Here is a 25,472-nt window from a genome sequence, read left to right on the forward strand (position 1 = left end):
GCTTATCGCTGTGCGATGAGTGAGGCCATCACCGCCTTCTGCACATGCAGGCGGTTTTCGGCTTCATCGATGGCGATGCAAGCGGGTGAATCCATCACCGCATCGGTTGCCTTGATGTTCCGGCGCAACGGCAGGCAGTGGCTGAAAACGCCATTGTTGGTCAGCGCCATCTTCGCCTCGTCGACGATGAAATGCTTGTGTGCGTCGCGGATCGGCTTTTCGTTCTCCCAATGACCGAAGAACGGTAACGCGCCCCAGCTCTTCGCATAGACCACATCGGCGCCGCGATAGGCTTCCTCGATGTTGTGGCTGACCTTGAGCGAGCCGCCGTTTTCCTTAGCGTTCTGCGCGCCGAACGCCATGTAGCGTTCGTCCAGCACATAGTCGGGTGTTGGGCACAACAACGTAACGTCCATGCCCATCTTGGTGGCGATCAGCAAAGCCGAATTGGCTACCGCTGTGTTCAGCGGCTTGGGATGGTAGGTCCAGGTAAGCACGTACTTGCGGCCGGTGAGATCCCCGAACCGTTCTTTCAGCGCCAGCGCGTGCGCCAGCTCCTGGCACGGGTGAGTGATCGTTTCCATGTTGATCACCGGCACCGTGGCATGTTGGGCGAACGCCTTGATCACGGCGTCTTCGCGGTCAACCGACCAGTCCTGGAACTTCGGAAAGGCACGCACTGCGATGAGATCCACGTAGCGGCTCAATACACGCGCGACCTCGGCGATGTGTTCTTCCGCCTCGCCGTCCATCACGACGTTCGGGCGGAATTCGATCGGCCATGCATCCTTGCCGGGCGAGAGCACGATGGCGTGGCCACCCAGATGAAACGCGCCAAGCTCGAAACTCGTGCGCGTACGCATCGACGGATTGAAGAACAGTAACGCCACCGACTTGCCAGCAAGCTGCTGACCGCGCGGCGAGCGCTTGAACGCAGTGGCCTGTTCCAGCAACGCGTCGATGTCGGCGCGACTGTAATCCTGCGTGGTGAGAAAGTGACGAAGCGACATCGTTGACTCCAGTCCGAAAAAGCAAAAAACCCGGCGCAAAGGCCGGGTTTAGTCGTCGTATACACATGCAACGTGGCGACAGCCTACCCGGCCGAATGTCGGTCCAGCGGTCGACGCGCACGCGATGTCATGCCAGCGGCCATGCGGGCGCTGGTAAGCACGGTAGCGGTATAGACGGCTGCGGACATGGGGCTTCCGGGTGGTTGAACTTTAATCATGACTGGATCTTCGTTGCCGTGCAACAAAAAATTAAAGGCGACCGTGCCTAGGGCAACGGTCGCCTTTGGAAGGCACGTTCGACGGTTCAGTCCGCCGGCGAAACGCTCACCCGCACGCGCAGACGCTCGCCGGGGTCGTAACTCAGACGCGACATATAGACATCGCCGTGATAGCGATACTCGACATCGTAGCCGATGATCTGGCGCTGCTCACTGACCTGGGTCCCCGGTTGGCAGACGGTCTGGTTGGAAACCGTGGAGCTACCCCCGCTGGCCACCGAGTTGCCGACCGCGCCACCGACCACGGCGCCACCCACGGTGGCGGCCGTGTTGCCACGGCCATGGCCGATGGTGCTGCCGAGCACGCCGCCAACGACGGCGCCCAGCACCGTGCCGATGCCCTTGTTGCTGGGTGTCTGCTGGACCACCTGCTGGTCATAGCACTGCTGCGTTGGCGTTGCGGTACGCGCCACTCCGTAGACCGGGTCCACACGCAACACATCGGCCCAGGCATAGTGCGCATTGTCAGCACCCGGCGGAGGCGCACCGGCTCCCTGGGGCGGTGGCGGCGGATAACCATAACCGCCGTCCTGCGCCATCACGCCGGTGGATACCACGGCGAGTGCAAGCAGGGGAACCAACAGCATCTTTCTGTTCACAGATAACCTCCACAAGGGGGCATGAAAAGCGCCATTTGCGCATAGTGGGATTGCAGCAAACGCACGCTGAATCCAGGCTTAGAACTGCCGTAACTAAATGAGCTGTTCACGGCCTCCGCTCACAGTCTTCAGGACACAGGTTCCCATACATGCACACAGCTGTGCCGCAAGACCTTGATAAGATGACCGACTAACCCGCGCCACCACCCTCGGACCACGCATCATGCCGATCTCGCTCTACAACAGCCTCAGCCGTCGCCTCGAGCCCTTTGCGCCGCTCGATCCGAACCGGGTGACGGTGTACCTGTGCGGGCCGACGGTCTACAGCTATGTGCATATCGGCAATGCGCGCGGTCCGGTCGTGTTCGATGTGCTGGTCAAGCTCTTGCGCCGGCACCACCCGCGCGTGGTCTACGCACGCAACATCACCGACGTCGACGACAAGATCAACGCCGCCTCGCTGGAACAAGGCGTGCCGATCGGAACCATCACCGGACGCTTCAGCCAGGCCTACAAGGAAGACATGGCCGGGCTGGGCATCTCGCCGCCGGACATCGAGCCTTATGCCACCGCGCATATCGGCCAGATCATCACGATGATCGAAACCTTGATTGCCAGCGAGCATGCTTATGCGGCGGAAGGGCATGTGCTATTCGACGTCGGCTCCTATCCCGCCTACGGTGCGCTATCGGGTCGCGATACCGATGAGCTGATCGCGGGCGCCCGGGTCGAGGTCGCTCCCTACAAGAGAAATCCCACCGATTTCGTGCTGTGGAAACCTTCGACTCCCGAACTGCCTGGTTGGGACAGCCCGTGGGGCCGCGGCCGACCCGGCTGGCACATCGAGTGCTCGGCGATGAGCGCCGCGCACCTGGGCGAAACCATCGACATCCATGCCGGTGGCGTGGATCTGGTGTTTCCGCACCACGAGAATGAAATCGCGCAGTCCACCTGCGCCCACGGCGGCAAGGTGTTCGCGCGGTGGTGGCTGCACAACGGCATGCTCACCTTCGACGGGCGCAAGATGTCCAAATCGCTGGGCAACGTGCTGCACGTGCACGAGTTGCTCAAGATGCATCCGCCGGAAGCGCTGCGCCTGCTGTTGCTGCGCGGCCACTACCGCCAGCCCCTGGACTGGTCGGACGCCGCCATCGCACAGTCGATCAGCACCCTGGATGGCTGGTATCGCGTATTGCGCGAACTGAGCGATATCGCCCTCGATCCGGATCAGCCGCTGCCGGTGCCCGAGCGCCTGGAAGCAGCGTTGTGCGACGACCTGAATACGCCGCAAGCGCTGGCCGAACTCGTTGTGCTCGCCGATGCCGCGCGGCAAACGCCCACGGCCGCGTCCAAAGCCGCCCTGCTCGGCGGCGGTGCCGTGCTTGGCCTGTTGCAGGACGATCCGGAGGCGTGGTTCAAGCGCGCCAGCGGCGGCGCCGTGGATGCCGATCGCGTCGAAGCCCTGCTGGAGGAGCGCCGTACGGCTCGTGCGGCACGTGATTTCGCTCGAGCAGACGCCATCCGCAAGGAGCTGAGCGGCATGGGTGTGGTGATCGAAGATGGGGCTCAGGGCACACGCTGGAGCGTTTCGAAGCATTGACGGTTCGGCCCGGCTAAGGCGAACCGCGCGATAATAGACACATGAATACGATTGCCAACGTCAGCGCCGCCCAGGCCCAGCAAGATATCGCCGAAGAATTCGCCTTCTTCAGCGACTGGACCGAGCGCTACCAATACCTGATCGACCTCGGCAAACAGCTGCCGCCCTTCCCCGATGCCTGGAAAACCGAGGCGCACCGCGTGCACGGTTGCCAATCCATGGTGTGGCTGGTGCCGAGCGGCGACGCTTCGCTCATGCATTTCGACGCCACCAGCGACTCGGCCATCGTCTCGGGATTGATCGCCCTGGTGTTGCGTGTGTACTCCGACCGCTCCGCCGCGGAGATCGTCGCCACCGAACCTGCGTTTATCCAGCAAATCGGCTTGGCCAAGCATCTGTCGCCCACGCGCTCGAACGGCTTGGCGGCGATGTTGGCGAAGCTGAAAGCGTACGCCGCCGAAAAACTGTAGGGCAGCGCCCGCGGGGCGAGTCCAGACCTCAACGCAGAACCCCGCACGATGGCGGGGTTCTGGTTATTCGAAAACGCCTAGGCATTCCGGTTCAATCGCCCATCTGCTTTTGTAGATGCTCGCGACGTTCCTGCGCGTCCAGCGACAGGGTGGCGATCGGGCGGGCGTCGAGCCGTTCCAGACCGATCTCCTCGTCGGTTTCCTCGCAGAAGCCGTAGCGGCCTTCTTCGATGCGGCGCAGGGCCTTGTCGATCTTGGAGATCAGTTTGCGGTAACGGTCGCGGGTGCGCAGCTCCAGCGAGTTTTCCGTTTCGCGGGTGGCGCGCTCGGCTTCGTCGCCGACATCACGCACTTCGTCGCGCAGGTTTTCCATGGTCTGGCGGGATTCCTCCACCAGCTGATCGCGCCACTCGCGGAGCTTGTTGCGGAAATAAGCGAGGTGGCGAGGATTCATGTACTCCTCGTCATTCGAAGGGCGATAACCCTTCGGCAGGTCAATATTGACCGTGGTGGGTAGTGCGTAACGGCCGTCTTCGCGGGTTACGCCATTGTCGAGAGTTGTAGCGGTGCTATTCATTGAGGACTGCGGGGTCTTCTGTTTCTGAGTAGGGGTGTGGCGCGCCGTGGCGCTTGCCACGCGCGGTGCCGTCGGGCCGACGGCACTAGCCACCTTGCCCACAATGGGGCGGGCGGCCTGGGGTGATGCGGTTACAGGTTTTACGGTCGGCGCAGGGGTGTGCGCCTTGGGTGCTACGGCCGGCTTGGCGGGTGCCGGAGCTGCTTTGGCGACCGGCTTGACGACTGCCGGCTTTACGACGGTTTTTTCAGCGACTTTCTTGACGGGTGCCGGCTTGGCGGGCGCGGCGTGCTTGGCTTGAGGCTTGGCCACGGCCTTTTTGACCGGAGCGCTTTTCTTCGGCTGCGGCTTGACGACAGGCTTGGCGGCTTTTTTCGCGACGACCTTCTTGGCAGGCGCCTTCTTGGCGGCGGCCTTCGCCGGTGCTTTCTTGACCGCGGCCTTCTTCACGGGCGCGGATGTCTTCGCGGACGACTTGGCGACGACCTTGGCCTTGCTGACCTTGGCATCGTTGCCTTTACCCGCAGCCTTCCCTTGCTGAGCTTTCTTGGCGGCGGTCGGATTACGCGTGGTTTTCGCCATTTACCTTCACCCATTTTGGCCGTGGCGGCCGGGTGTTATAGCCCAATACCCTTAACACCGGCAACCTTCCTTCTGGAATACTTGTGGCATTGGGTGCCACAGGCAGTTTCGGCAACGTGAATGCCGTGAGTCGATTGATCCTTTTCCTGCTCAACCTCTACAAGCGCTTCATGAGCCCCTTGCTCGGACAGCGTTGTCGCTTTTACCCCAGTTGCTCCGATTATGCACGGGTTGCCGTGTCCCGCTTCGGTCCTTGGCGTGGAAGTCTGCTTGCCGGATGGCGCATATTACGCTGTCAGCCGCTTTGTGCAGGGGGAGAAGATCCGGTGCCCGAACACTTCCATTTCCCCCGCTGCCGTAACCATGGAGAACCAGATGTCCACTGACTGGCTGATCAAGAATGCCGAACTGGTCAACGAAGGGCGCCGTTTCTACGCCGACCTGCGCGTGAAGCACGGCCATATCGAGACCATCGGCGGCGGCCTGGACGCGCGTCCGGGCGAGCAGGTGATCGATGCGGCCGGGCTGTTGCTGTTGCCCGGCATGATCGACGACCAGGTGCACTTTCGCGAACCCGGCCTCACCCACAAGGCTGACATCGCGCATGAATCACGCGCCTGTGCCGCGGGCGGCATCACCAGCTTCATGGAGATGCCCAATACCAAGCCGCCGGCGCTGGATCGCGACTCGCTAGAGGCAAAATACAGTCGTGGCGCCGAAACCTCGGCGGTTAACTACGCCTTCTACCTCGGCGCCAGCAACGACAATCTCGATGCGATCCGCGCGCTGGATCCGAAAGCCGCGCCGGGCATCAAGGTGTTCATGGGCGCATCCACGGGCAACATGTTGGTGGATAACCCGCAAACGCTGGACGCGATCTTTCGCGAAGCACCCACGCCGATCATCACGCACTGCGAAGACACACCGATGATCGATGCCTTGCACGCCAGGGCGCGCGAGACCTACGGCGACAATATTCCGGCGCGCGAGCATCCGCTGATCCGTTCGCGTGAAGCCTGCATCAAATCGACCCGGCTGGCGATTTCGCTGGCGCAGAAGCACGGTACGCGGCTGCACGTGCTGCATATTTCCACCGCCGACGAATTGGCGCTGTTCCAGCCCGGGCCGGTCAAGGGCAAGAAGATCACGGCCGAAACCTGCGTGCATTTCCTGCATTTCGACGATCGCGACTACGAGCGGCTGGGCTTTCTGATCAAGTGCAACCCGGCGATCAAGACGGCTGCCGACCGTGAGGCCATCATCAAGGCCGTGGCCGACGGCCGCATCGATGTGCTTGCCACCGACCATGCACCACATCTGCTGGAAGAAAAAGGTCAGCTCTACGACAAAGCGCCCTCCGGCTTGCCCCTCGTTCAATTCGCGCTGCAAGCGGCGCTGCAACGGGTGACCGAAGGCAAGCTAACGTTGGAACGCGTCGTCGAGGCGGTATGTCATGCCCCGGCCACGTTGTTCGACGTGCACGAACGCGGTTTTCTGCGCGAAGGCTACGCGGCCGATCTGGTGCTGGTGGATCCACGCAAGTCGCATACCGTGCGGCGCGAAGAAGTGTTGTCGAAGTGCGCTTGGTCGCCGTTCGAAGGGTTTACCTTCAGCAGTTCCATAGTCGCCACTTTCGTCAACGGGCAACGCGTATGGGACGGTTCGCGCGTCGACGAAACCGTACGCGGTCAACGTTTGGCTTTTGATCGATAGGAATGGTCATGCGCTGGCCTACGACAAGGGTCAGCGCATGCGCTCAATGCGCCTCCGCCAAAACGACACGCACCGGACCATTGTTGCCGGAACGGCCCAGCACGCTGACGCGGCTATCGTTGAAAGCCACTAGCTGACCGCCTTGCTGGATGTGCGCCGATACGGCGAAATCCACCCCATCTTGCAGATCCGCAGGCTCGTAGCTCAACACAAATGTCACGGGCGACGCGCCGACCGGCGAGATGCGATCTTTAGCTATGACGCGAGCCGGTGCGTCCTGCCGACTGACATCGGAAAGGGTCACTTCCAGGTACGCATCGGCGGGAAGCGGCTGCGGAAGATCGAAATCGACCTCGCCGGTTATCGATTTCATCAGCGTTTGCTTTTGCGCTGCATCGTCGTTCGGTGTTGCGCTTTTACCGAAATGCGGCATCCAGCTGCATCCGGCGAGCACGAGCGCGCCGATCAATAGCAGGCCATAACGAGTCTTCATACGAACTCCTTGTCTACGCCGCGCAATGCACCTTCATGCTGCGCGATAAATCGTTGCATTCGTTCCGCGTCCATGGAGGAATCAGGGTCGCTCGGCACCGTATCCGCCGGCGACGCCCTTGCTCGCGTAAGCCACTGCATCGTGCGGATGCAGGCTTTCCTGGTGTTCGAGACGAACATGGAAGTCCGCGATGCGGTTATCGGCATCGAGTGCACGCTGGATGCGGCGCGCGGCGTCTTCGCAGAACATCAGGTTGCTGCCGTTGGCCAGTGCGAACGCCTGTTCGTCTTCGCGCTTGACCGCGGTCTGCACCGGCGTGCCCAACGCGTGCTCGACGCGATCGAGCAGGTCGATCAGATTCAACGGCGCACCGTCGACAAAGCGCACCAGCAAGCGCGCGACGCTGCGTTGTGCATGCGGCGTGGCGACGATACCTTTCTCGCTACCCAGCCAGGCCAGAATGGCGGCGTGATCCAGCGGCTTGCTCGCGTCGAAATCCTTGGCGAACTGTTCCTGGATAAGCTGGCGAGACAAGGCCGCCGAGGCGGGACAAGTGGACGAATACACCACTTCCGTACCCAGTTCCATGCGGAAACCATCGGCACACAGGCTGGCCTCGATGGACACCGGATAGGCGCGCCAGCCGCTGTTCTCGCTACGCAACGCGGCGCGACGCACGAGTTGGTCGAAACGAATGCTGACGCGCGCGCGGTCGGCCAGATCCTTGTGCGATTCCAGGAAGGCGCGCAGCAAGGATTCGAGCATCCCTGCGTCGATCGTCTTCGCACTCAGGTATTCGTCTACCAACAGATACAGACGTGACATATGAATGCCGCGCCGGTCCGGGCGAGTGAGATTGACGAAGGCGCCGACCTGGGCGCTGGAGCGCTGCACGTCGCCGTCGCCGGCGTCGAAGCGCACTGGCACCTCGATGCCGTCCATCCCCACCCAATCCAGCGCGCCGGCCAGATGCGGCTGTGCCTGGGTGGCGACATCGGGCATCAGACGAACGGTGTTTTCGTGGCTATGCATGGGGTATTCCTGTAACAACCGGGCGATCGACCGCCGCGAGACACACCTATGTTGGGGCAGCTTTCCGCGTCGCAACAGGCCCGTGCAAGAAACAGTGCGTCTTGCCGGGGTCAGCTGTCCAGGTGCTTTCGCCAATGCCGCGCGGCCTGCCAGGCGCGGAAGGTGGCCCAAAACCCAACATCCGGTGCGCCTTGCTGCAACACGACCAGTGGTTCGCCCGCGCGTGCCGCCTTGCGCACGAGGCGTTCGCCCTGACCCGCTTCCAACGCCCGGAATACGCTGAGTGGACCGGGGAGGTCGGCCGCGTCGCGCCAGGTCGATTGCAGATCGTCCAGCTGGGCCTTGATGGCCTGATCGCGAGCCTCGCTGCGTTCGCGCAGCCCCGTGCGACTAAGGCTGAATCGGGCGAGCCGCGCCATGGGCAGCGGCAGGCGGTCTCGCTCGGCATCGTCCTGCAGACGGCGCAGCGCATATAGCAGGTGGCTCAAGGTCGCCACACGTGTGGCGCGTACTGGCGATGCGGCTTCGCCGTACCACCAGGCGGTCTCGAGAGTCGCCAGCGCACCGTGCAACGCAGAGGCCGCGGTGAGCTGTGCCGGGAAATCTACCGCTGTGCCCTCTTCCAGCTGGGCCATCGCGGCCAGCACCGGTGCCAACCAGCGTTCCTGCGGCATCGCATGTGCGCGTTCATCGTCGAACAACACACGCGTTAAAGGATGTCTGCCACCACTGCTTGCGGCGCCGCTCAATTCTTCTGCCCACCAATTGAGCTTGGTGGCGGCGACCTGCGGCTCACGGATGCCATATGCGGCCGAGAGCAACTCTTGCTCCAGCGCTGCAAGCGCAACGTGTCCCGGATACTTGTCGGGCTCTACGAAAACCAACGCCATCCGCTGCTGCGGCTGCACGGCCAGCCATTTGTCGACATAGCTCTGCAGCGCACCGTGCTGGACAACGTCATGACTCACGCGGGAACCTTCAGCTTGAGCAGTTCACCGAGCTGGCGCGGATGTTCCAGCACCGCATCGGCACCCCAGGCGCGCGGATCGCCCCCATCGAGGTAACCCCAATGCACGGCGACGGTGTACAGCCCGGCATCGCGACCGGCCTGCACGTCACGGCGATCGTCGCCGACGAATAGGCAGCGCGCGGGATCGAGTCCGGCGCGTTCGCAGGCTAGTAATACCGGTGCGGGATCGGGTTTGCGCACCGGCAGGGTATCGCCGGACACCACCGCGCAGACGCGATCACTCCACCCGATCTGATGCACCAGATCATCGGTGAGATAACCGGGCTTGTTGGTCACGATGCCCCATGCCAGCCCACCATGTTCAAGCGCATCGAGCAGCGGGACGATGCCTTCGAATGGGCGCGTATGCCGGGACATCATCGAGTGGTACAGCTCGAGATAACGCGGCATGCGTTCCAGCAGCGCTTCGTCGCTTTCGTCGAAAGCGCAACGCAGGATGGCGCGCGAACCACGCGAGACGACCTCGCGCACCATGGCATACGGCGGCGGCGTTGCGTCGACTTCGCTGCAATACGTGACCAATGCTCCGTGCAGATCCGGTGCGCTGTCCAGCAAGGTGCCGTCGAGATCGAACAAGACACCTTGCGGCGATTCGGGTAGTGATTTCATGCTGGTTTGCGTGCGCACAGGAGATAATTGACGGCCGTAACTCGGCTTAGCCACGCCTTGCGGTTGAGCGGGTTGTAGCCGAGACCGCTGACATCCTCCAGTTCCAGCCCGGCTTGACGAAGTAGCCGCGCGAGCTCGGAAGGCTTGAGGAATTGCGAGTAGTGGTGCGTTCCACGCGGCAGCATGCGCGTGATGTATTCGGCACCGAGGATAGCCGCGCCGAACGCCACCGGCGTGCGATTGAGGGTGGACATGAACAAGCGTGCGCCCGGCTTGAGCATCGCCGCCAAATCCTGCACCAAGGCAGCCGGATCGGGCACATGCTCGATCAACTCCATGCAGCACACCGCGTCAAAACTGGCCGGTTCGGCTGCCGCCAGTTCCGCGGAGGACTGCTTGCGGTAATCGACCTTGAGATTCGATTCGTACAAGTGCAGCCGGGCGATCTCGATGACTTTCAATCCAAGGTCGATACCGACTACATCGGCACCCGCACGCGCCAGCGCTTCGCTCAGCAGGCCGCCACCGCAACCGACATCGGCGATCTTTGCCCCGCGCAACGGCACGCGTGCGGCCACGTAGGCGGCACGCACCGGATTGAGGTCGTGCAGCGGTCGCGATTCGCCATCAGGATCCCACCAGCGCGCGGCCAGTTTGTCGAAGCGGGCGATTTCATCGTGGCTGACATTTGAGGAGTCCGCACGCGGATGTGCGGGATTTTGCGAGGGATTCGCATTTGTCGTATGCATCATCGTGCTCCTGGTGACTCGCCAAGCTTAGTGCGCATGCCATGCGTACACAGTGATGTCCCAGCCGCCGCTGGTGTGTGCCGGATCGCGGTGGGCAATGTCGATCGCCTCTTCCATCGATTCGGCGCGAAGCAAATAGGCACCGCCGGACTTGTCGCCAAATGCACCGGACATCTCATTGCGTCCTTGCGCGCGCAAGTCTTCCAGGAACTGCTGGTGCAACGTCACCACGGCAGGGTCGAAGTGCGGGCGGCGCAGGAGGATGACGAGATAACGATTCATGTCGATGCCGGTGAAGATCCGTATGACGTTTAGATTGCAGCGATGCGTTCGCGCCAGGCATGGGTGCGGGCGAGGATGCCGGCCGTATCCATGTCGACCAGCTCGCGGGCGGCCAGCTTGCGCTTGCCGGCGATCCATACATCGCTGACCTGGTGGCGTCCCGTTGCATAGACAAGCTGCGAAACGATATGAAACAACGGTTGGGTTTCCAGATCGCTAAGCCGTACCGCAGCGAGATCCGCCTGCTTGCCGGCTTCGATCGAGCCGATACTGGCTTCGAGACCCAGTGCCTTCGCTGCATGAATCGTCGCCGAGCGTAGCGCATAGCCGGCATCGAATGCAGCCGCATCTTCAGCTACCGCTTTGGCCAGCAGTGCTGCGGTGCGCATTTCGCCGAACATGTCCAGATCGTTGTTGGACGCACAACCATCTGTGCCTAGCGCAAGATTCACGCCGGCCTTGCGCAACTTTTCCGCCGGACAAAAGCCCGAAGCCAATTTCAAATTGGACTCGGGGCAATGCACCACGGATACACCGGCTTCGGCACAAGCGGCGATCTCGCCCTCGGTAAGCTGCGTCATATGCACGGCGATCAGACGGTCGTTGACCAACCCAAGCTTCTGCAAGCGCTGGAACGGACGCAAGCCGGTTTTTTTTCGCTCCTCGTCCACTTCATGCGCGGTTTCGTGCAGGTGCAGGTGCACGGGGATATCAAGTTGATCGGCCAGCACGCGGATGCGCTCGAACGATTCGTCCGACACCGTATACGGCGCATGCGGCGCGAACGCGGTGCGGATCAGCGGATCGCTGCGAAAGCTGTCGTGTGTTTCGCCTGCGCGCTCGAAATATTCGTCTGGTGTTCTGGCCCAGGCGGTTGGGAATTCGATCACCGGCAATCCGACTACGGCACGAAAACCAAGCTTTCGGTAAGTCGCGCCCATCGCGTCGGGAAAGAAGTAATTTTCGTTGGTGCAGGTCGTACCCCCTCGCAACATCTCGGCGACCGCCAGCTCCACGCCGTCGCGCACGAACTCCGGGCCGATCACTTTGGCCTCAACGGGCCAGATGTGTTGTTGCAGCCAGACCATCAGCGGCAGGTCGTCGGCGAGACCGCGCATCAGCGTCATGGGGTTGTGCGTGTGGGTGTTGATCAGGCCGGGGATCAGCACGTGTTCGCCCAGCTCGACACGCTCGCGCGGCGCATAAGCGGTGCGTGCCTGCGCGATCGGGAGTATGTCGACGATGCGATCGCCGTTGATGGCTAGCGAGTGATGTTCCAGCACCACGTCGTGCGGTTCGACAGGCACGACCCAGCGGGCCTCGATAAGTAGATCGACGGTCTGCGGAGCGTTCTGGCTCATCGGTGTTCGCCTTGCGGGGAGTGATACGAGATGGGGCGGCACATCTTACGATGCCCGCCCCGGTGATTTTGGCCCGTCATTCCGGTTTGCACTGCGATGACAAACTGGCAAAAGCGCAAACCAAAGTTTGCGCACCGGTTCGTCACTTCACGCGGCTGACATATTCGCCGGAACGCGTATCGACCTTGATGATCTCTTCCTGGTTCACGAACAGCGGCACGCGCACCACGGCACCGGTTTCCAGCTTGGCCGGTTTGCCGCCACCGCCGGAGGTATCGCCACGCAGGCCCGGATCGGTCTCGACAATCTTCAACTCAACGAAGTTCGGTGCCTGCACCGAGATCGGACGACCGTTCCACAGGGTTACGACACACTCTTCCTCACCCTTCAGCCACTTGGCGGCATCGCTCATGGCGGCCGCGTCGGCTTGATGCTGTTCGAACGACTCCTGCTGCATGAAGTGCCAGAACTCGCCGTCGCTGTAGAGGAACTGCATGTCGGTATCGACTACGTCCGCGCCTTCGAACGATTCGCTCGACTTGAGGGTCTTTTCCGTGGTGCGGCCGTTGAGCAGGTTACGGATCCTGATGCGGGTGAAGGCCTGGCCCTTGCCCGGCTTGATGAACTCCGCCTCGACGATAACGTAGGGATCGCCGTCGACGATGATCTTCACACCGTTCTTGACGTCGTTGAGACCGTAACTGGCCATGCATTTCGCTCCAATAAGGAAAACCGCTGCCTTCAGCGGTTAAAATGGGTGTTTCAGGGGCCATGAGGCCCGCATAAGGCCGTACATGATAACCGCAAGCCCCGGCGCCCGCATTACATCGCCCAGAGCCTGCTTTCCTATTCCAGGTATCTCGCGCCGGGAGCTGTTTGCGCGCAAGACAAGGAAGAACGAGGGCGCGTATGTCAATACGTAACCGAGTGATGACGCAGGATTGCGTGCAAACAGACCCGGCCCTTCGGGTTGCGCCTGAGGGGCCGTCAGGCGCAACGCGAGATACCTGGAATAGGAAAGCAGGCTCTTTGGCAGACTGGCGGCAGCTCTGGCGCGACTCGATTACCGACAGTCGCGAGCTGCTCCAAGTGCTCGAGCTAGGCCACCTGGCCGATCGCCTGCCGATCGAAGACGCCGGCTTCGCGCTGCGCGTACCGCGTGGCTTTGTGGCGCGCATGCGTCCTGGCGACGCACGCGACCCCTTACTGTTGCAGGTGCTACCCCAACTGGCCGAGCTGGAGCGGGTGCCCGGCTTCGTTGTCGACGCCGTGGGCGACCTCGCGGCGCGCGAAGCGCAAGGTGTCCTGCATAAGTACCAGGGCCGTGCCTTGCTGATCGCCAGCGGCAGCTGCGCGATCAATTGCCGTTATTGCTTCCGCCGGCATTTTCCTTATGGCGATGAAATAGCCGCGGCCGGCCAGTGGCGCCAGGCGCTGGAACATGTGCGGCAGGACACGTCGATCAACGAGCTGATCCTGTCCGGCGGTGACCCGCTGGCGCTAGCGACGGGCAAGCTCGAGGAACTCAGCCAAGGTCTGGCTGGGCTCACTCACGTCACTCGCCTGCGCATCCATACGCGCTTGCCGGTCGTGCTGCCGGAGCGAATCGATACGCCATTTGTCGAATGGTTGCGTTCGTTGCCGCTGCAGAAAGTCGTGGTGTTACACGCCAATCACGCCAGCGAATTCGACGAAAGCGTGGATGCGGCCTGCGCCCGTCTGCGCGAAGCCGGCGCGACGCTGCTCAATCAGTCCGTGCTGTTGCGCGGGATCAACGACCATGCGGGCGTGCTGACTGCGCTATCCGAGCGGATGTTTGCCGCCGGCGTGCTGCCCTATTATCTGCACCAGCTGGATCGCGTGCAGGGCGCGGCGCATTTCGAAGTAACCGATGCCCAGGCGCAATCGCTGGTCGAGGACATGCGCAGCCGCTTGCCCGGCTACCTTGTGCCCAAACTGGTCCGCGAAGTAGGCGGCGATCCGTCCAAACGGCCGCTCTGACCCATGCACTTCGTCACCAATGTGTGAATTGACGCTGGCGAGTCCGTGCAGAATCCGTTAAAACGGATAGGTAGTGCCGGCTAGCCCGCGGACATCTTCCTCGTGAGCGGCCCTATCCAAGGAAGCACGACGCACCCATGAAGACAGACTCCGTTATCAAGATCCTCTTCATCGAAAATTCGGTCGAGGACGCGGAACAGATCATCACGTTATTACGCAATGCGGGCATCGCGGTCCGCCCTGCGCGAGCGACCACCCCCGAACAGATCCATTCAGCGCTGGAAGAACTCGGCCCAGACCTCGTGCTGTTCAATCCCGGCGTGAATGGCCTGCCGCTGCGCAGCGTCGCGCAGCAGATCGATGCCAGCTCGCGCGACATCGCACTGATCACCTGCGTGACCAAGATCGATGACCAAAGCGTGGCAGACATGTTCCAGGACGGCGTGCAGGGAGTGGGCTCCCGCAGCCAGCCCAAACAGATGATCGCGGTGATCAAACGCGAATTTGATTCGCTCAACACACGCCGGCAAGTGCGCCGGCTCGAATCGGCGCTACGCGAATCCGAACGCCGCTGCGATGCGCTGCTCGATTCGTCGAACGATCCCATCGCCTACGTGCACGAAGGCATGCACGTGCGCGCCAACCGGTCTTACCTCGATACGTTCGGCTACGAGGATTACGACGACCTGCTCGGCTTGCCGGTGCTGGATCTGATCGGTCCCGCCGACGCGGAGGCGTTCAAGAACCTCCTGCGCGCCTTGTCGCGCGGCGAGAAAGCGGAGTACCGGCTGGAGTTGCATGCCCGCCGCGCCGACGGCACCACCTTTCCTGCGACAGCCGAATTCGCACACGCCACCTTCGAAGGCGAGGCCTGCCTGCAAATCGTGTTCCGTCGCCAGCAGGTCGATGCAGCCCTGGTCGAACAGCTGCAACGCGATCCGGTGACCGGGCTCTTTAACCGTGCGCGTACGCTGGAATTCATCGATAACGCTGTTGCCGCCGCGAGCGAGGGACGCAAGGGCCAGAGTCTGTTGCTGATCGAGCCGGACAATTGGGCCCACATCGTGAGCGGCGTCGGCCTGGGCAAGGCCGACGAACTCCTGGCAGCCTTCGCCCATCGGGTGAGCATGCTGCTGGGCCAGGAAGATGTTGCTGGTCTGCTGGCCGAACATACGATCGGCGTCATCCTGCGCACCGACAGCGATGAGGCGATCCGCGAATGGATCGGCGGCCTGCAGCAGGCGATCTCGCGCGAGATCTTCGATCTGGGCAACCAGTCGATCACGTTGACCGTCAGCATCGGTGGCAGCCTGCTAGGCGAAAAGAACGCCAATACCGAGATGCTGCTGAACCAGGCCAGCCAGGCCCTGCGCAGCGCGCAGAGCCAGGGCGGCAATCGCAGCGATCTGCACGATCCTGCTGCGCGCGAAAAGGCCGATGCCGAGCGCGAGCGCAACTGGCTGGGCTTGCTGCGCCAGGCGCTTACGCAGAACGAATTCGTGCTGTACCACCAGCAATGCATCAGCCTGCAGGACGCCGAGGGCGATTATTCGGAAATCCTGCTGCGCATGAACGGTCCGCAGGGCGAAGTATTGCCCGGTTTCTTCATGCCGATCGCCGAAAAGCACGGTCTCAACGCCGAGATCGATCGCTGGGTGCTGAGCCAGGCGATCATTGCGCTCAAGTCACGTGAACGATCGGGCTTGCCCACGACCTTCTTCGTGAAGCTGACTGCCGACTCGTTGCAACAGCAGGGCACGCTGTTGCCGTGGCTCGATCGTGTGCTTAAGCAGGCCAATCTGAAAAATGGCCGACTGGTGCTGGAAATGACCGAAAGCAAGGTGGTCACGATGCTGCGTCCGGCGCAGGAATTCATCAACGCGTGGAAAAAGCTCGGCGGCTACTTTGCGCTGGAGCAATTCGGTTCAGGGCTCAACTCCTTCCAGTTGCTCAACCACATCAACGCGGATTATCTGAAGATCGACCGCAGTTTCATGGCCGATCTGCCGCAGCACCCGGAAAACCAGAAGAAAATCTCCGAGATCTGCCAGCAGGCCCATGAGATGAAACGCATGGCGGTCGCCGAATGGGTCGAAGACGCAGCCAGCACGTCGCTGCTGTTCGCCTGCGGCGTGGATTTCGTGCAGGGCAACTTCCTGCAGGAGCCGCAGCGGCTGGCAGTCACTGTCTGATGGGCACATGTCGAACCGACGGCTAGCGCACACCCATAAAAAAACCCGCGGAGCAATCCGCGGGTTTTTTCGTTGCGCCGTAACGCGCCGGATCAATCGCCGGACAGGGAAGCGCCGATGTCTTCCTTGATGCGGGCAGCCTTGCCTTCCAGACCACGCAGGTAATACAGCTTGGCACCGCGCACCTTACCCTTGCGCTTCACCTGCACCGACTCGATGCTCGGGCTGTGCGCCTGGAATACGCGCTCCACGCCCGTGCCGTGCGAGATCTTGCGCACGGTGAAGGCCGAATGCAGGCCGCGGCTACGCTTGGCGATGACGACACCCTCGAACGCCTGAACGCGCTCGCGATTGCCTTCCTTCACCTTCACGTTGACGATCACGGTGTCGCCAGGGCCGAATTCCGGCAGCTGGCGGGTGATCTGCTCGGCTTCGAACTGTTCGATGATCTTGTTCATGGCAACACCTGTCTTTTCTCAATGATTGCGGTCTTCATCGGCCGCATCGTTTTGCCGTGCCCGCTCCTGTTGAGCATGCTCACGACGGAATTCATCCAACAGCGCACGGGATTGCACATCCAGCGCGCGCTGCGCCAACAAATCGGGACGCCGCAGCCAGGTCCGTCCCAGCGATTGCTTCAGGCGCCAGCGGCGAATCGCCGCGTGATCGCCGGAGAGCAACACCTCCGGTACATCTCCCAGTGCGTCATGCACCGGCTTCGCGTAGTGCGGACAGTCCAGCAGACCGTTCGAGAACGAATCCTGCTCGGCCGATTGCGCGTCGTTCAACGCGCCGTCCTGCAAGCGGCCCACGGCATCGATGATCACCGCGGCACCTAGCTCACCGCCGGACAGCACATAATCGCCGATGGAAAGCTCCTCGTCGACCTCGTGCGCCAGCAGACGCTCGTCCACACCTTCGTAACGCCCGCAGAGCAGAGCGATGCGCGGCAGTTTCGCCAGCGCTTCCACCCTACCCTGCGTCAGCCGCGTTCCTTGCGGGCTGAGGTAAATCACATGCACCGGTTCCGGTGCTGCTTCGCGTACGGCTTTTAGGGCTGCACGCAAAGGCTCGACTAACATCACCATCCCGGGGCCGCCGCCGCAGGTGCGGCCATCCACAGTACGGTAATTGTCGGTGGCGTAATCGCGCGGATTCCAGGTTTCCACCTGCAACAGCTCACGCTGCTGCGCGCGTCCTACGACACCGACGGCGGCGCACTGACGCATGAAGTCGGGAAACAGCGTGACGACATCGATGCGCATCGGACCCTCGATCTCAGAACTCAGGGTCCCAGTCCACCACCATGCGCCCGTCGGACAAATCCACCGAACGCACATAAACACCTTGGACGAAAGGAACCAGCCGCTCGCGCTCGCCATCCCTTACGACCACCACGTCATTGGCGCCGGTTGCGAACAGATGACTCACCCGTCCCAACGCTACGCCTTCCGTGGTGACGACCTCGAGACCTTCGAGATCGACCCAGTAATACTCATCCTTGCCGGGCGGCGGCAGCAGTTCGCGGGCGACGTAAATGTCTTGCCCAACCAACGCTGCGGCGCCGTCCCGATCGTCCACCTCAGGCAATTTGGCGATAAGGCCCTTGCCCTGGGGTCGACCGTTGATACCTGCGATCTCCGTTTCCTGGCCCGGCGCCGTTGAGAGCAGCCAGGGCTGGTATTTGAAGATCTGCGTGCGCGGCTCAGTCCAGGATTCCACCTTGAGCCAGCCCTGCACGCCGTACAACCCGACGATGCGTCCCACCAGGACGCGCCGACCGGATGCCGTCATGCTCAGGCAGCCTGCTGCTTACCGGCTTCCTTCACCAGCGAAGCAACCTTGTCGCTCAGCTGAGCGCCCTTGGCCACCCACTCCTGAACGCGTACGACGTTCAGTTCAAGGCGCTTGTCCTTGCCCGAAGCCGTCGGGTTGTAAAAGCCCAAGTTCTCGATGCTGCGGCCGTCGCGCTTATTGCGCTGATCGGTCACAACGACGTGGTAGAACGGACGGCCCTTGGCGCCGCCGCGCGAAAGACGAATCTTAACCATAGTAAAAGCTCCAGAATTGCCAGCATCGCCGGCAAGCGCGCCCTAGAACGGACGCGGTAAACGCGACATTTTAATGAAATCTGGGGAAAAAGGAAGGGGTTAGCTCATCCGCGAGTCAGCCGGCGCGCCTCAGCGCATCGGCGGGAACCCGCCTCCCATCCCGCCCATGCCCTTCATGGCGCCACGCATCTGCCGCATCAGGCCCTTGGCGCCGCCCTTGGAGAGCTTGGACATCATCTTTTCCATCTGCATGTACTGCTTCAGCAGGCGATTGACGTCGGCGGGCTGCGTACCGGAGCCGCGCGCCACACGGGCGCGGCGGGATCCGTTCAGCAAATCCGGATGACGGCGTTCCTTCTTGGTCATCGAACTGATGATGGCGACCATACGCTTGATTTCGCCGTCGTTGACCTTGGACTTCACGTTCTCGGGCAGGCCGGAGACGCCCGGCAGCTTGTCCATCAGGCCGGCCAGGCCGCCCATATTGGTCATCTGCTCGAGCTGATCGCGCATATCGTTGAGATCGAAGCGCTTGCCCTTCATCACCTTGGTGGCGAGCTTCTGCGCCTTTTCCTGATCGACTTTGCGCTCGACTTCTTCGACCAGCGACAACACATCGCCCATGCCGAGTATGCGCTGGGCGATGCGGTCCGGATGGAACGGTTCCAGCGCGTCGGTCTTCTCGCCGGCGCCAAGGAACTTGATCGGACGACCAGTGATGTAGCGCACCGAGAGCGCCGCACCGCCGCGGGCGTCACCATCGGTCTTGGTCAGCACCACACCGGTGAGCGGCAGCGCCTCGCTGAAAGCCTTGGCGGTGTTGGCGGCGTCTTGACCGGTCATCGAATCGACCACGAACAAGGTTTCGATCGGCGTGACCGCAGCGTGCAGCGCCTTGATCTCCGCCATCATCGCTTCGTCGACGTGCAGACGGCCGGCGGTATCGACCAGCAGCACATCAATCACTTCCTTGCGTGCCGCAGATATCGCCGCCTTGGCGATATCCACCGGATTCTGGCCCGCTTCGGATGGGAAGAACTTCACCCCAACCTGCTCGGCCAGCGTACGCAGCTGCTCGATGGCGGCGGGACGATAAACGTCGCAGCTCACCACCATCACGCGCTTCTTCTTGCGCTCGGTTAGGAAGCGCGCCAGTTTGGCTACCGTCGTGGTTTTGCCTGCACCTTGCAGACCGGCCATCAGCACCACGGCGGGCGGCTGTTGGGCAAGGTTCAATTCGGTGTTCGCGGTGCCCATCAGCACGGTCAACTCGTCGCTGACCACCTTTACCAGCGCCTGGCCCGGCGAAAGGCTCTTGAGCACTTCCTGACCGACCGCACGCACTTTCACGCGCTCGATCAATGCCTGCACTACTGGCAAAGCCACATCCGCCTCAAGCAGCGCGATGCGCACCTCGCGCAAGCTCTCGCGAATATTTTCCTCGGTCAGCCGACCGCGGCCGCGCAGGCGGTTGACGGTGGTGGAGAGGCGTTGGCTGAGTGATTCGAACATGGCGGAAGCTAAGTTGCAGGATTGACCGCTGAATATACCAGACCTTCCAGCAACGCTCGGGACAGAGACCCGGCGTCTTGGGAAGGCAGCGAAATCGAGCAGACCATCCTTTCGGCGACGAATGGATCGGCTTCAACCTCTAGAACCTGACGATTCGCCGCGTTCACGCCATCCGCACCCTGTGCCAAACTCCCTCGCCATGCTGCCCGCCCTTTCGATCTTCGCCATCGCCTGCTACCTGCTTGCCAGCGGTTTGTTGGCGCGCCCGTTGTTCGGCAGCGGCAAGACCACGCCGACGACACTGACGCGTCCCGCCTTAGCGATCGCAACGCTGGCGGTATTGGCGCATGCGGCGGGGCTGCTTGCGATGCATCGCGGTGCGCTGGACCTGCATTTTTTCTCGGCGCTCTCGCTAGTGGCGTGGGTCGTGTCGGCCTTGACCCTACTGGTGAATATCACCCGTCCGGTCGCAACGCTTGGTGTGATTGTTTTTCCACTCAGCGCGCTGCTGCTATGGGTCGATAGTTTCCTGGCGCCGCCGACCCTACCGTTGTCGATGGACTGGCATATAAAGCTGCATGTCACCGTGGCATTGCTGGCCTTTGGCGTGCTCTCGATTGCGGCGGCCATGGCGATTCTGCTGGCGATACAGGAACGGGCCTTGAGGCATCGTCACCTGGGGCCGTGGTTAAGCGCACTGCCGCCGTTGACGCTGACCGAATCCCTGTTATTCCGACTGATCGGCGCAGGTTTCATGCTGCTTACGCTGACCTTGCTGACCGGCATCCTGTTCGTCGACAACTTGTTCGGCCAACACCTGGTGCACAAGACGGTGCTGTCGATCGTCGCATGGCTGGTGTTTGGCGCCCTGCTCTATGGGCGCTGGCGGCACGGTTGGCGCGGAAGCAGCGCGGTGAACCTCACGCTGATCGGCATGGGTATGCTGGCGCTGGCGTTCTTCGGTTCGAAGTTCGTACTGGAAGTGATTCTGCACCGTACGGTGGATTGAGCCGTTTTTTTACCGACAGGCGTCGATCGCCTGCGACAGACGCTCTACGCCGATGACTTCCATCTCGCCGACACGCCCTTTCTTCGGCGCATTGGCTTTCGGCACGATCGCGCGCTGGAATCCGTGATGGGACGCTTCTTTCAATCGCTCCTCGCCATTGGGTACCGGACGGATTTCACCGGACAGCCCTACTTCGCCAAAGGCGATCGTCTTTTCCGGCAACGGCCGATCGCGCAGTGATGACAGCACCGCCAGCAGCACCGGAAGATCCGCGGCGGTTTCCTGCACACGAATACCACCGACGACGTTGACGAATACGTCCTGGTCGTAGGCCGCCACGCCACCGTGCCGATGCAACACCGCCAATAACATCGCCAAACGGTTCTGCTCCAGACCCAACGCCACGCGCCGCGGGTTACCCAACGAGGATTGATCGACCAGCGCCTGCACTTCCACCAGCAGCGGTCGCGTACCTTCACGCGTGACCATCACTGCACTGCCTGACGTGGGACCGCTATGCGCGGACAGGAAGATCGCCGACGGATTGGGTACTTCACGCAGCCCCTTCTCGGACATGGCGAACACGCCCAGCTCATTTACTGCGCCGAAACGATTCTTGAACGCGCGCAGCACCCGAAAGCGGCTACCGGAGTCGCCTTCGAAATACAGCACGGCGTCCACCATGTGTTCAAGCACACGCGGGCCGGCAATACCGCCCTCCTTGGTAACATGGCCGACCAAAAAGACCGACGTGCCGCTTTCCTTGGCGAAACGCGTGAGCCGCGCCGCCGATTCGCGCACCTGGCTCACCGAGCCCGGCGCCGCCGTGAGCAGTTCGGTCCAGATTGTCTGGATCGAATCGATGACCAGTACACGCGGCCGCGTGGCGGCGACTTGATCGAGGATGCGCTCAACGCCCGTCTCCGCCAGTGCATGCAAAGGCTGCAACGGCAAATCGAGGCGTTGCGCACGCGAAGCGACCTGCGCCAGCGACTCCTCGCCGGTGACATAAACACTGGAAAGTTTTTCGCCAAGTTTGCCGAGCATCTGCAGCAGGAGAGTCGATTTGCCGATGCCGGGGTCGCCGCCGATCAGCACTACCGATCCCTCAACGAGTCCACCGCCAAGCACACGATCCAGTTCGCCGATACCGGTCAGCGTGCGCGACTCCGCCGTGATAAGCACATCCGTAAGCGCGGTCACGCGCGGCACGGTGTTAGCTGCGCCCGCATAGCCGCCCTGCCTCGCGGCCGCGACGGATTTCTGCGCCGACTGCACAACGAACTCGGACAGCGTATTCCACGCGTTGCATTCGACGCACTGGCCTTGCCACTTGGTGTGTTCGGCACCGCAATCGGTGCAGACATAGGCGGTTTTGGCTTTGGCCATGGCGTTATAAGCGTGATATCGATGGATGCAGCTTAGCGTGCCGCGGTCGCATGCAGCGAGACGGTTCGGTTCCGCTCACGCGTCGTCTTCGACGAACAACACGCGACGCGTCATGCCGCAGGTAAGGTCGTAGCTGATCGTACCCGACTGCGCAGCGACGATCTCTACCGGCAATTCCGGCCCCCACAGCACGACGCGATCACCGACTTTTGCCTCCGGCGCATCGCGCAGATCGAGCGTGATGAGATCCATCGACACACGTCCGATCAATGGCACGCACCGGTTGCCGACTCGTACCGGCGTGCCGGCAGCGGCGCTGCGAGGATAACCGTCGCCATAACCGACGGCGGCAACGCCGACCGGCATGTCTTCGGGGCATTCCCACAGGCCGTTGTAGCCGATGCGCTCACCGCGTCCGATGGTGTTGATGGCGATCAAGCGAGTAGACAGCGTCATCGCCGCTCGAAAGCCGAAATCCGCACCGCTCTTGCCGTCCACCACGGAGAGTCCGTAAAGCATTCCACCGGTGCGCACCCAGTCCGCGCGTGCATCGGGCCAGCCCAGCACTGCGGCAGAGTTGGCGAGCGAACGCGGCCCGGACAGGCCGTATGTCGCGTTGCGAAAGCGTTCGATTTGCTGCCGTGTGCGCTCGCCGTCAAACACTTCCGATTCCGCGAAATGCGTCATCAGGCCGATATCTGGATCGATGCCGGGCATCGTCGCCAGTTGTGCATGTACGGTCGCCGCGCGTTCGGGTGCGAAACCGAGCCGATGCATGCCGCTATCGATCTTCATCCATACGCGCAGCCGTCCGCGCGTAGGCGATGTCTCGGATAGCCAATGCAACTGGCTTTCGTGATGAATCGCTGCATCGAGACCTAGACGCTGCATCTCGGCAATATCGCCAGCCTGGTCCGGGCCGGACAGCACTACGATGCGCTGTCGATGGCCGGCGGCGCGCAGCCGCAAACCGTCGCCAAGCGATGCAACCGCGAACGCATCGGCAGCGCCGTCCAAGGCACGCGCAACACGTTCCAGACCATGCCCATAGGCATCGGCCTTGACCACGGCCATGACTTTGGCCGGCGCGGCCAGCTCCCTGATCCGCTCGAGGTTGTGGCGCAGCGCGCCGAGATGAATGGTAGCGACGGTAGTACGGCTCATGGTCCTGGCTTGTTCAAAACCAGCGCTTCCGAAACGCGAAAGCGCATACGAGCGACGAGCCGGAGGCCCATGCCCACTGAATCATAGGGTAGCGGTTACCGGACTGTAGATCAGGGCAATGCGATGGCAAAGCGCAGGCAACATCGCCAGATGAAGGCTGACGCTTAGAAATGCCCGACGTAGCTGTCCGGGCTGTAGTTCTCGAACTTGGTGTAGTGGCCAAGGAAGGTCAGCTTCACCATATCGGTCGGGCCGTTACGCTGCTTGCCGATAATGATCTCGGCCAGGCCTTTATCCGGCGATTCCTTGTTGTAGTAGTCGTCGCGATAGATGAACATGATCACGTCGGCATCCTGTTCGATAGCGCCCGATTCGCGCAGGTCCGACATCATCGGCCGTTTATCCGCGCGCTGTTCCAGCGAGCGGTTCAACTGGGAAAGCGCGATCACCGGCACATTGAGTTCTTTCGCCAGGCCCTTTAGCGAACGCGAGATTTCCGAGATTTCGGTCGCGCGATTTTCCTTGTTGCCCGGCACCTGCATCAGCTGCAGGTAGTCGATCACAATCAGTCCCAGACCGCCGTGTTCGCGGTGCAGACGACGCGCTCGGGAGCGCAGTTCCACCGGCGACAGGCCGGGTGTGTCGTCAATGAAAATCTTCGCCTCGGACAGCAGCGCGATCGCATTGGTGACGCGCGGCCAGTCTTCTTCGGCCAAATCGCCATTGCGCAAGTGCTGCTGATGGATGCGGCCCACCGAGGAAATCAGACGGAACGCCAGCTGCGAAGCGGACATTTCCATCGAGAACACGGCGACCGGCTTTTTGGCGCGTAACGCTGCCGCCTCGGCAATGTTCAACGAAAACGCGGTTTTGCCCATAGACGGACGCGCTGCGACGATGATCAGATCCGAAGGCTGCAAACCCGAGGTGAGATTGTCCAGGTCAGTGAAACCGGTGGAGATGCCCGTGAGCTGGCCACGGTTCTGGTAGCGCTCATGCAGCAGACGGAAGGCATCCTTCACCGCTTCACGCATCGACACGGTGTCTTTGCGCCCACGTGCGCCGGATTCGGCGATGTGAAACACGCGCTGCTCGGCGCTTTCCAGCACCTCCTGCACGCCTTTACCTTCCGGTCGATAGCCGTCTTCGGTGATCGCGGTGCCTGCATCGATCAACTGGCGCAGCACGGATTTCTCGCGCACGATCTCCGCATAAGCGGCGATGTTCGCAGCACTCGGCGTGGCATTGGCCAGCTCCACCAGATAGCTGGCGCCGCCTACCATCTCGGCCAGGCCGTTGGTCTCAAACCAATCGCCGAGTGTCACCGCATCACACGGCATGCCCTTGTTGGCCAGCTCGCTGATGGCGCGCCAGATCAGCCGATGATCCTTGCGATAGAAATCCTGCTCACCCAGCTTGTCGGCGACCTTGTCCAGCGCATCCGCGGCCAGCATCAGGCCGCCGAGCACGGCCTGTTCCGCATCGATGGAATGCGGCGGCACGCGTAGGGCTTCGATGGCGCTGTTGTTGGATTTACGCTCAGGTACAAAGGACATGGACATTCCCTGTAGCAAGGAAAGGCGCACAGACCGCATCGGCAGGCACGGCTAGTGAGCATACGCAACAGCGTCTCAGACGGTAAGACAACAAGTCTGTGGCAATGCTGTGGATATGTTGTGAACGGGCGTGGATAAAAACGCCCCCGCCTCATCGCGAAAACAAACGGGCGCCATATGGCGCCCGTCTGTATCCATCCAAAGATGGCGTAG

26 protein-coding genes are annotated in these 25,472 nt (G+C 61.9%); 7 read left to right on the forward strand and 19 right to left on the reverse strand.

All coding sequences use genetic code 11. The features are described 5' to 3' along the window. Nucleotides 1-2 precede the first annotated feature (2 nt). Together QQL64_RS09295 and QQL64_RS09300 are read right to left on the reverse strand one after the other, a co-directional pair. Nucleotides 3-1,010 (reverse strand): N-acetylornithine carbamoyltransferase, encoded by a 1,008-nt coding sequence (locus QQL64_RS09295; protein ID WP_284398506.1) that lies wholly within the window; start codon nucleotides 1,008-1,010, stop codon nucleotides 3-5. A 304-nt stretch (nucleotides 1,011-1,314) separates the two neighbouring features. Then, the gene (locus tag QQL64_RS09300; RefSeq protein ID WP_284399724.1) at nucleotides 1,315-1,875 is read right to left on the reverse strand and encodes a glycine zipper 2TM domain-containing protein; all 561 of its coding nucleotides are present in this window, start codon (nucleotides 1,873-1,875) and stop codon (nucleotides 1,315-1,317) included. Nucleotides 1,876-2,110: 235 nt separating this feature from the next. On the opposite strand from QQL64_RS09300, the gene cysS reads away from it, so the two are divergent. Together cysS and QQL64_RS09310 are read left to right on the forward strand one after the other, a co-directional pair. Then, nucleotides 2,111-3,487, forward strand: coding sequence for a cysteine--tRNA ligase (gene cysS, locus QQL64_RS09305; RefSeq protein ID WP_284398507.1), 1,377 nt, complete (start codon nucleotides 2,111-2,113; stop codon nucleotides 3,485-3,487). 41 nt (nucleotides 3,488-3,528) lie between these two features. Next, on the forward strand, nucleotides 3,529-3,957 hold the full coding sequence (locus QQL64_RS09310; RefSeq protein WP_284398509.1) for a SufE family protein: 429 nt from the start codon (nucleotides 3,529-3,531) through the stop codon (nucleotides 3,955-3,957). A gap of 91 nt (nucleotides 3,958-4,048) precedes the next feature. On the opposite strand, the gene dksA is transcribed toward QQL64_RS09310, so the two are convergent. Next, nucleotides 4,049-5,116 (reverse strand): RNA polymerase-binding protein DksA, encoded by a 1,068-nt coding sequence (dksA, locus tag QQL64_RS09315; RefSeq protein ID WP_284398511.1) that lies wholly within the window; start codon nucleotides 5,114-5,116, stop codon nucleotides 4,049-4,051. 170 nt (nucleotides 5,117-5,286) lie between these two features. Between dksA and yidD the strand changes: the two genes are divergently transcribed. Then, nucleotides 5,287-5,502, forward strand: a complete 216-nt coding sequence (gene yidD / locus QQL64_RS09320; RefSeq protein WP_284399725.1) for a membrane protein insertion efficiency factor YidD — start codon at nucleotides 5,287-5,289, stop codon at nucleotides 5,500-5,502. Further along, complete coding sequence (locus QQL64_RS09325; RefSeq protein ID WP_284398514.1) at nucleotides 5,492-6,829, forward strand: dihydroorotase; 1,338 nt, start codon at nucleotides 5,492-5,494, stop codon at nucleotides 6,827-6,829. Before yidD ends, QQL64_RS09325 begins: the two co-directional genes overlap by 11 nt. A 43-nt stretch (nucleotides 6,830-6,872) precedes the next feature. Here the strand turns inward: QQL64_RS09325 and QQL64_RS09330 are convergent, their stop codons facing one another. From QQL64_RS09330 to efp, 8 genes are all read right to left on the reverse strand, one after another. Continuing rightward, nucleotides 6,873-7,322 (reverse strand): YbaY family lipoprotein, encoded by a 450-nt coding sequence (locus QQL64_RS09330; protein ID WP_284398516.1) that lies wholly within the window; start codon nucleotides 7,320-7,322, stop codon nucleotides 6,873-6,875. Nucleotides 7,323-7,403: 81 nt separating this feature from the next. Then, complete coding sequence (folE2, locus tag QQL64_RS09335) at nucleotides 7,404-8,354, reverse strand: GTP cyclohydrolase FolE2 (RefSeq protein ID WP_284398519.1); 951 nt, start codon at nucleotides 8,352-8,354, stop codon at nucleotides 7,404-7,406. Between the two features lie 110 nt (nucleotides 8,355-8,464). Beyond that, entirely contained in the window at nucleotides 8,465-9,322 is an 858-nt protein-coding gene (locus tag QQL64_RS09340; protein ID WP_284398522.1) for a squalene/phytoene synthase family protein, read from the reverse strand. Beyond that, entirely contained in the window at nucleotides 9,319-9,993 is a 675-nt protein-coding gene (locus tag QQL64_RS09345) for an HAD family hydrolase (protein WP_284398523.1), read from the reverse strand. Before QQL64_RS09345 ends, QQL64_RS09340 begins: the two co-directional genes overlap by 4 nt. Continuing rightward, complete coding sequence (gene ubiG / locus QQL64_RS09350) at nucleotides 9,990-10,742, reverse strand: bifunctional 2-polyprenyl-6-hydroxyphenol methylase/3-demethylubiquinol 3-O-methyltransferase UbiG (RefSeq protein ID WP_284399727.1); 753 nt, start codon at nucleotides 10,740-10,742, stop codon at nucleotides 9,990-9,992. The genes QQL64_RS09345 and ubiG overlap by 4 nt, the downstream gene beginning before the upstream one ends. Nucleotides 10,743-10,769: 27 nt before the next feature. After that, entirely contained in the window at nucleotides 10,770-11,024 is a 255-nt protein-coding gene (locus tag QQL64_RS09355) for a YciI family protein (protein ID WP_284398525.1), read from the reverse strand. 29 nt (nucleotides 11,025-11,053) lie between these two features. Beyond that, nucleotides 11,054-12,385 carry a TRZ/ATZ family hydrolase gene (locus tag QQL64_RS09360; RefSeq protein WP_284398526.1) on the reverse strand — a complete coding sequence of 444 codons (1,332 nt, stop codon included), beginning with the start codon at nucleotides 12,383-12,385 and terminating at the stop codon, nucleotides 11,054-11,056. Between the two features lie 142 nt (nucleotides 12,386-12,527). Beyond that, nucleotides 12,528-13,094 carry an elongation factor P gene (gene efp / locus QQL64_RS09365; RefSeq protein WP_284398528.1) on the reverse strand — a complete coding sequence of 189 codons (567 nt, stop codon included), beginning with the start codon at nucleotides 13,092-13,094 and terminating at the stop codon, nucleotides 12,528-12,530. A 221-nt stretch (nucleotides 13,095-13,315) separates the two neighbouring features. On the opposite strand from efp, the gene epmB reads away from it, so the two are divergent. Then, nucleotides 13,316-14,386 carry an EF-P beta-lysylation protein EpmB gene (epmB, locus tag QQL64_RS09370; protein ID WP_404601026.1) on the forward strand — a complete coding sequence of 357 codons (1,071 nt, stop codon included), beginning with the start codon at nucleotides 13,316-13,318 and terminating at the stop codon, nucleotides 14,384-14,386. Between the two features lie 137 nt (nucleotides 14,387-14,523). Then, nucleotides 14,524-16,578 (forward strand): GGDEF/EAL domain-containing response regulator, encoded by a 2,055-nt coding sequence (locus QQL64_RS09375; protein ID WP_284398531.1) that lies wholly within the window; start codon nucleotides 14,524-14,526, stop codon nucleotides 16,576-16,578. Nucleotides 16,579-16,670: 92 nt separating this feature from the next. Here the strand turns inward: QQL64_RS09375 and rplS are convergent, their stop codons facing one another. From rplS to ffh, 5 genes are all read right to left on the reverse strand, one after another. Beyond that, the gene (rplS, locus tag QQL64_RS09380; RefSeq protein ID WP_284398532.1) at nucleotides 16,671-17,036 is read right to left on the reverse strand and encodes a 50S ribosomal protein L19; all 366 of its coding nucleotides are present in this window, start codon (nucleotides 17,034-17,036) and stop codon (nucleotides 16,671-16,673) included. An 18-nt stretch (nucleotides 17,037-17,054) separates the two neighbouring features. Then, on the reverse strand, nucleotides 17,055-17,843 hold the full coding sequence (trmD, locus tag QQL64_RS09385; protein ID WP_284398534.1) for a tRNA (guanosine(37)-N1)-methyltransferase TrmD: 789 nt from the start codon (nucleotides 17,841-17,843) through the stop codon (nucleotides 17,055-17,057). A 13-nt stretch (nucleotides 17,844-17,856) separates the two neighbouring features. Then, complete coding sequence (gene rimM / locus QQL64_RS09390) at nucleotides 17,857-18,372, reverse strand: ribosome maturation factor RimM (RefSeq protein WP_284398535.1); 516 nt, start codon at nucleotides 18,370-18,372, stop codon at nucleotides 17,857-17,859. A gap of 2 nt (nucleotides 18,373-18,374) precedes the next feature. After that, on the reverse strand, nucleotides 18,375-18,629 hold the full coding sequence (gene rpsP, locus QQL64_RS09395) for a 30S ribosomal protein S16 (RefSeq protein ID WP_284398536.1): 255 nt from the start codon (nucleotides 18,627-18,629) through the stop codon (nucleotides 18,375-18,377). A gap of 129 nt (nucleotides 18,630-18,758) precedes the next feature. Next, on the reverse strand, nucleotides 18,759-20,141 hold the full coding sequence (gene ffh, locus QQL64_RS09400) for a signal recognition particle protein (protein ID WP_284398539.1): 1,383 nt from the start codon (nucleotides 20,139-20,141) through the stop codon (nucleotides 18,759-18,761). Between the two features lie 199 nt (nucleotides 20,142-20,340). Here ffh and QQL64_RS09405 point away from each other — a divergent pair, with 199 nt between their 5' ends. After that, nucleotides 20,341-21,150 carry a cytochrome C assembly family protein gene (locus QQL64_RS09405; RefSeq protein WP_284398542.1) on the forward strand — a complete coding sequence of 270 codons (810 nt, stop codon included), beginning with the start codon at nucleotides 20,341-20,343 and terminating at the stop codon, nucleotides 21,148-21,150. Nucleotides 21,151-21,159: 9 nt separating this feature from the next. On the opposite strand, the gene radA is transcribed toward QQL64_RS09405, so the two are convergent. From radA to QQL64_RS09420, 3 genes are all read right to left on the reverse strand, one after another. After that, nucleotides 21,160-22,539 (reverse strand): DNA repair protein RadA, encoded by a 1,380-nt coding sequence (gene radA, locus QQL64_RS09410; RefSeq protein ID WP_284398545.1) that lies wholly within the window; start codon nucleotides 22,537-22,539, stop codon nucleotides 21,160-21,162. Nucleotides 22,540-22,614: 75 nt separating this feature from the next. Continuing rightward, the gene (gene alr / locus QQL64_RS09415) at nucleotides 22,615-23,703 is read right to left on the reverse strand and encodes an alanine racemase (RefSeq protein ID WP_284398548.1); all 1,089 of its coding nucleotides are present in this window, start codon (nucleotides 23,701-23,703) and stop codon (nucleotides 22,615-22,617) included. A gap of 164 nt (nucleotides 23,704-23,867) precedes the next feature. Next, entirely contained in the window at nucleotides 23,868-25,259 is a 1,392-nt protein-coding gene (locus QQL64_RS09420) for a replicative DNA helicase (protein WP_284398551.1), read from the reverse strand. Nucleotides 25,260-25,472 lie beyond the last annotated feature (213 nt).

Source organism: Dyella lipolytica (assembly GCF_030160075.1).
Classification (GTDB): Bacteria; Pseudomonadota; Gammaproteobacteria; order Xanthomonadales; family Rhodanobacteraceae; genus Dyella_B; species Dyella_B lipolytica.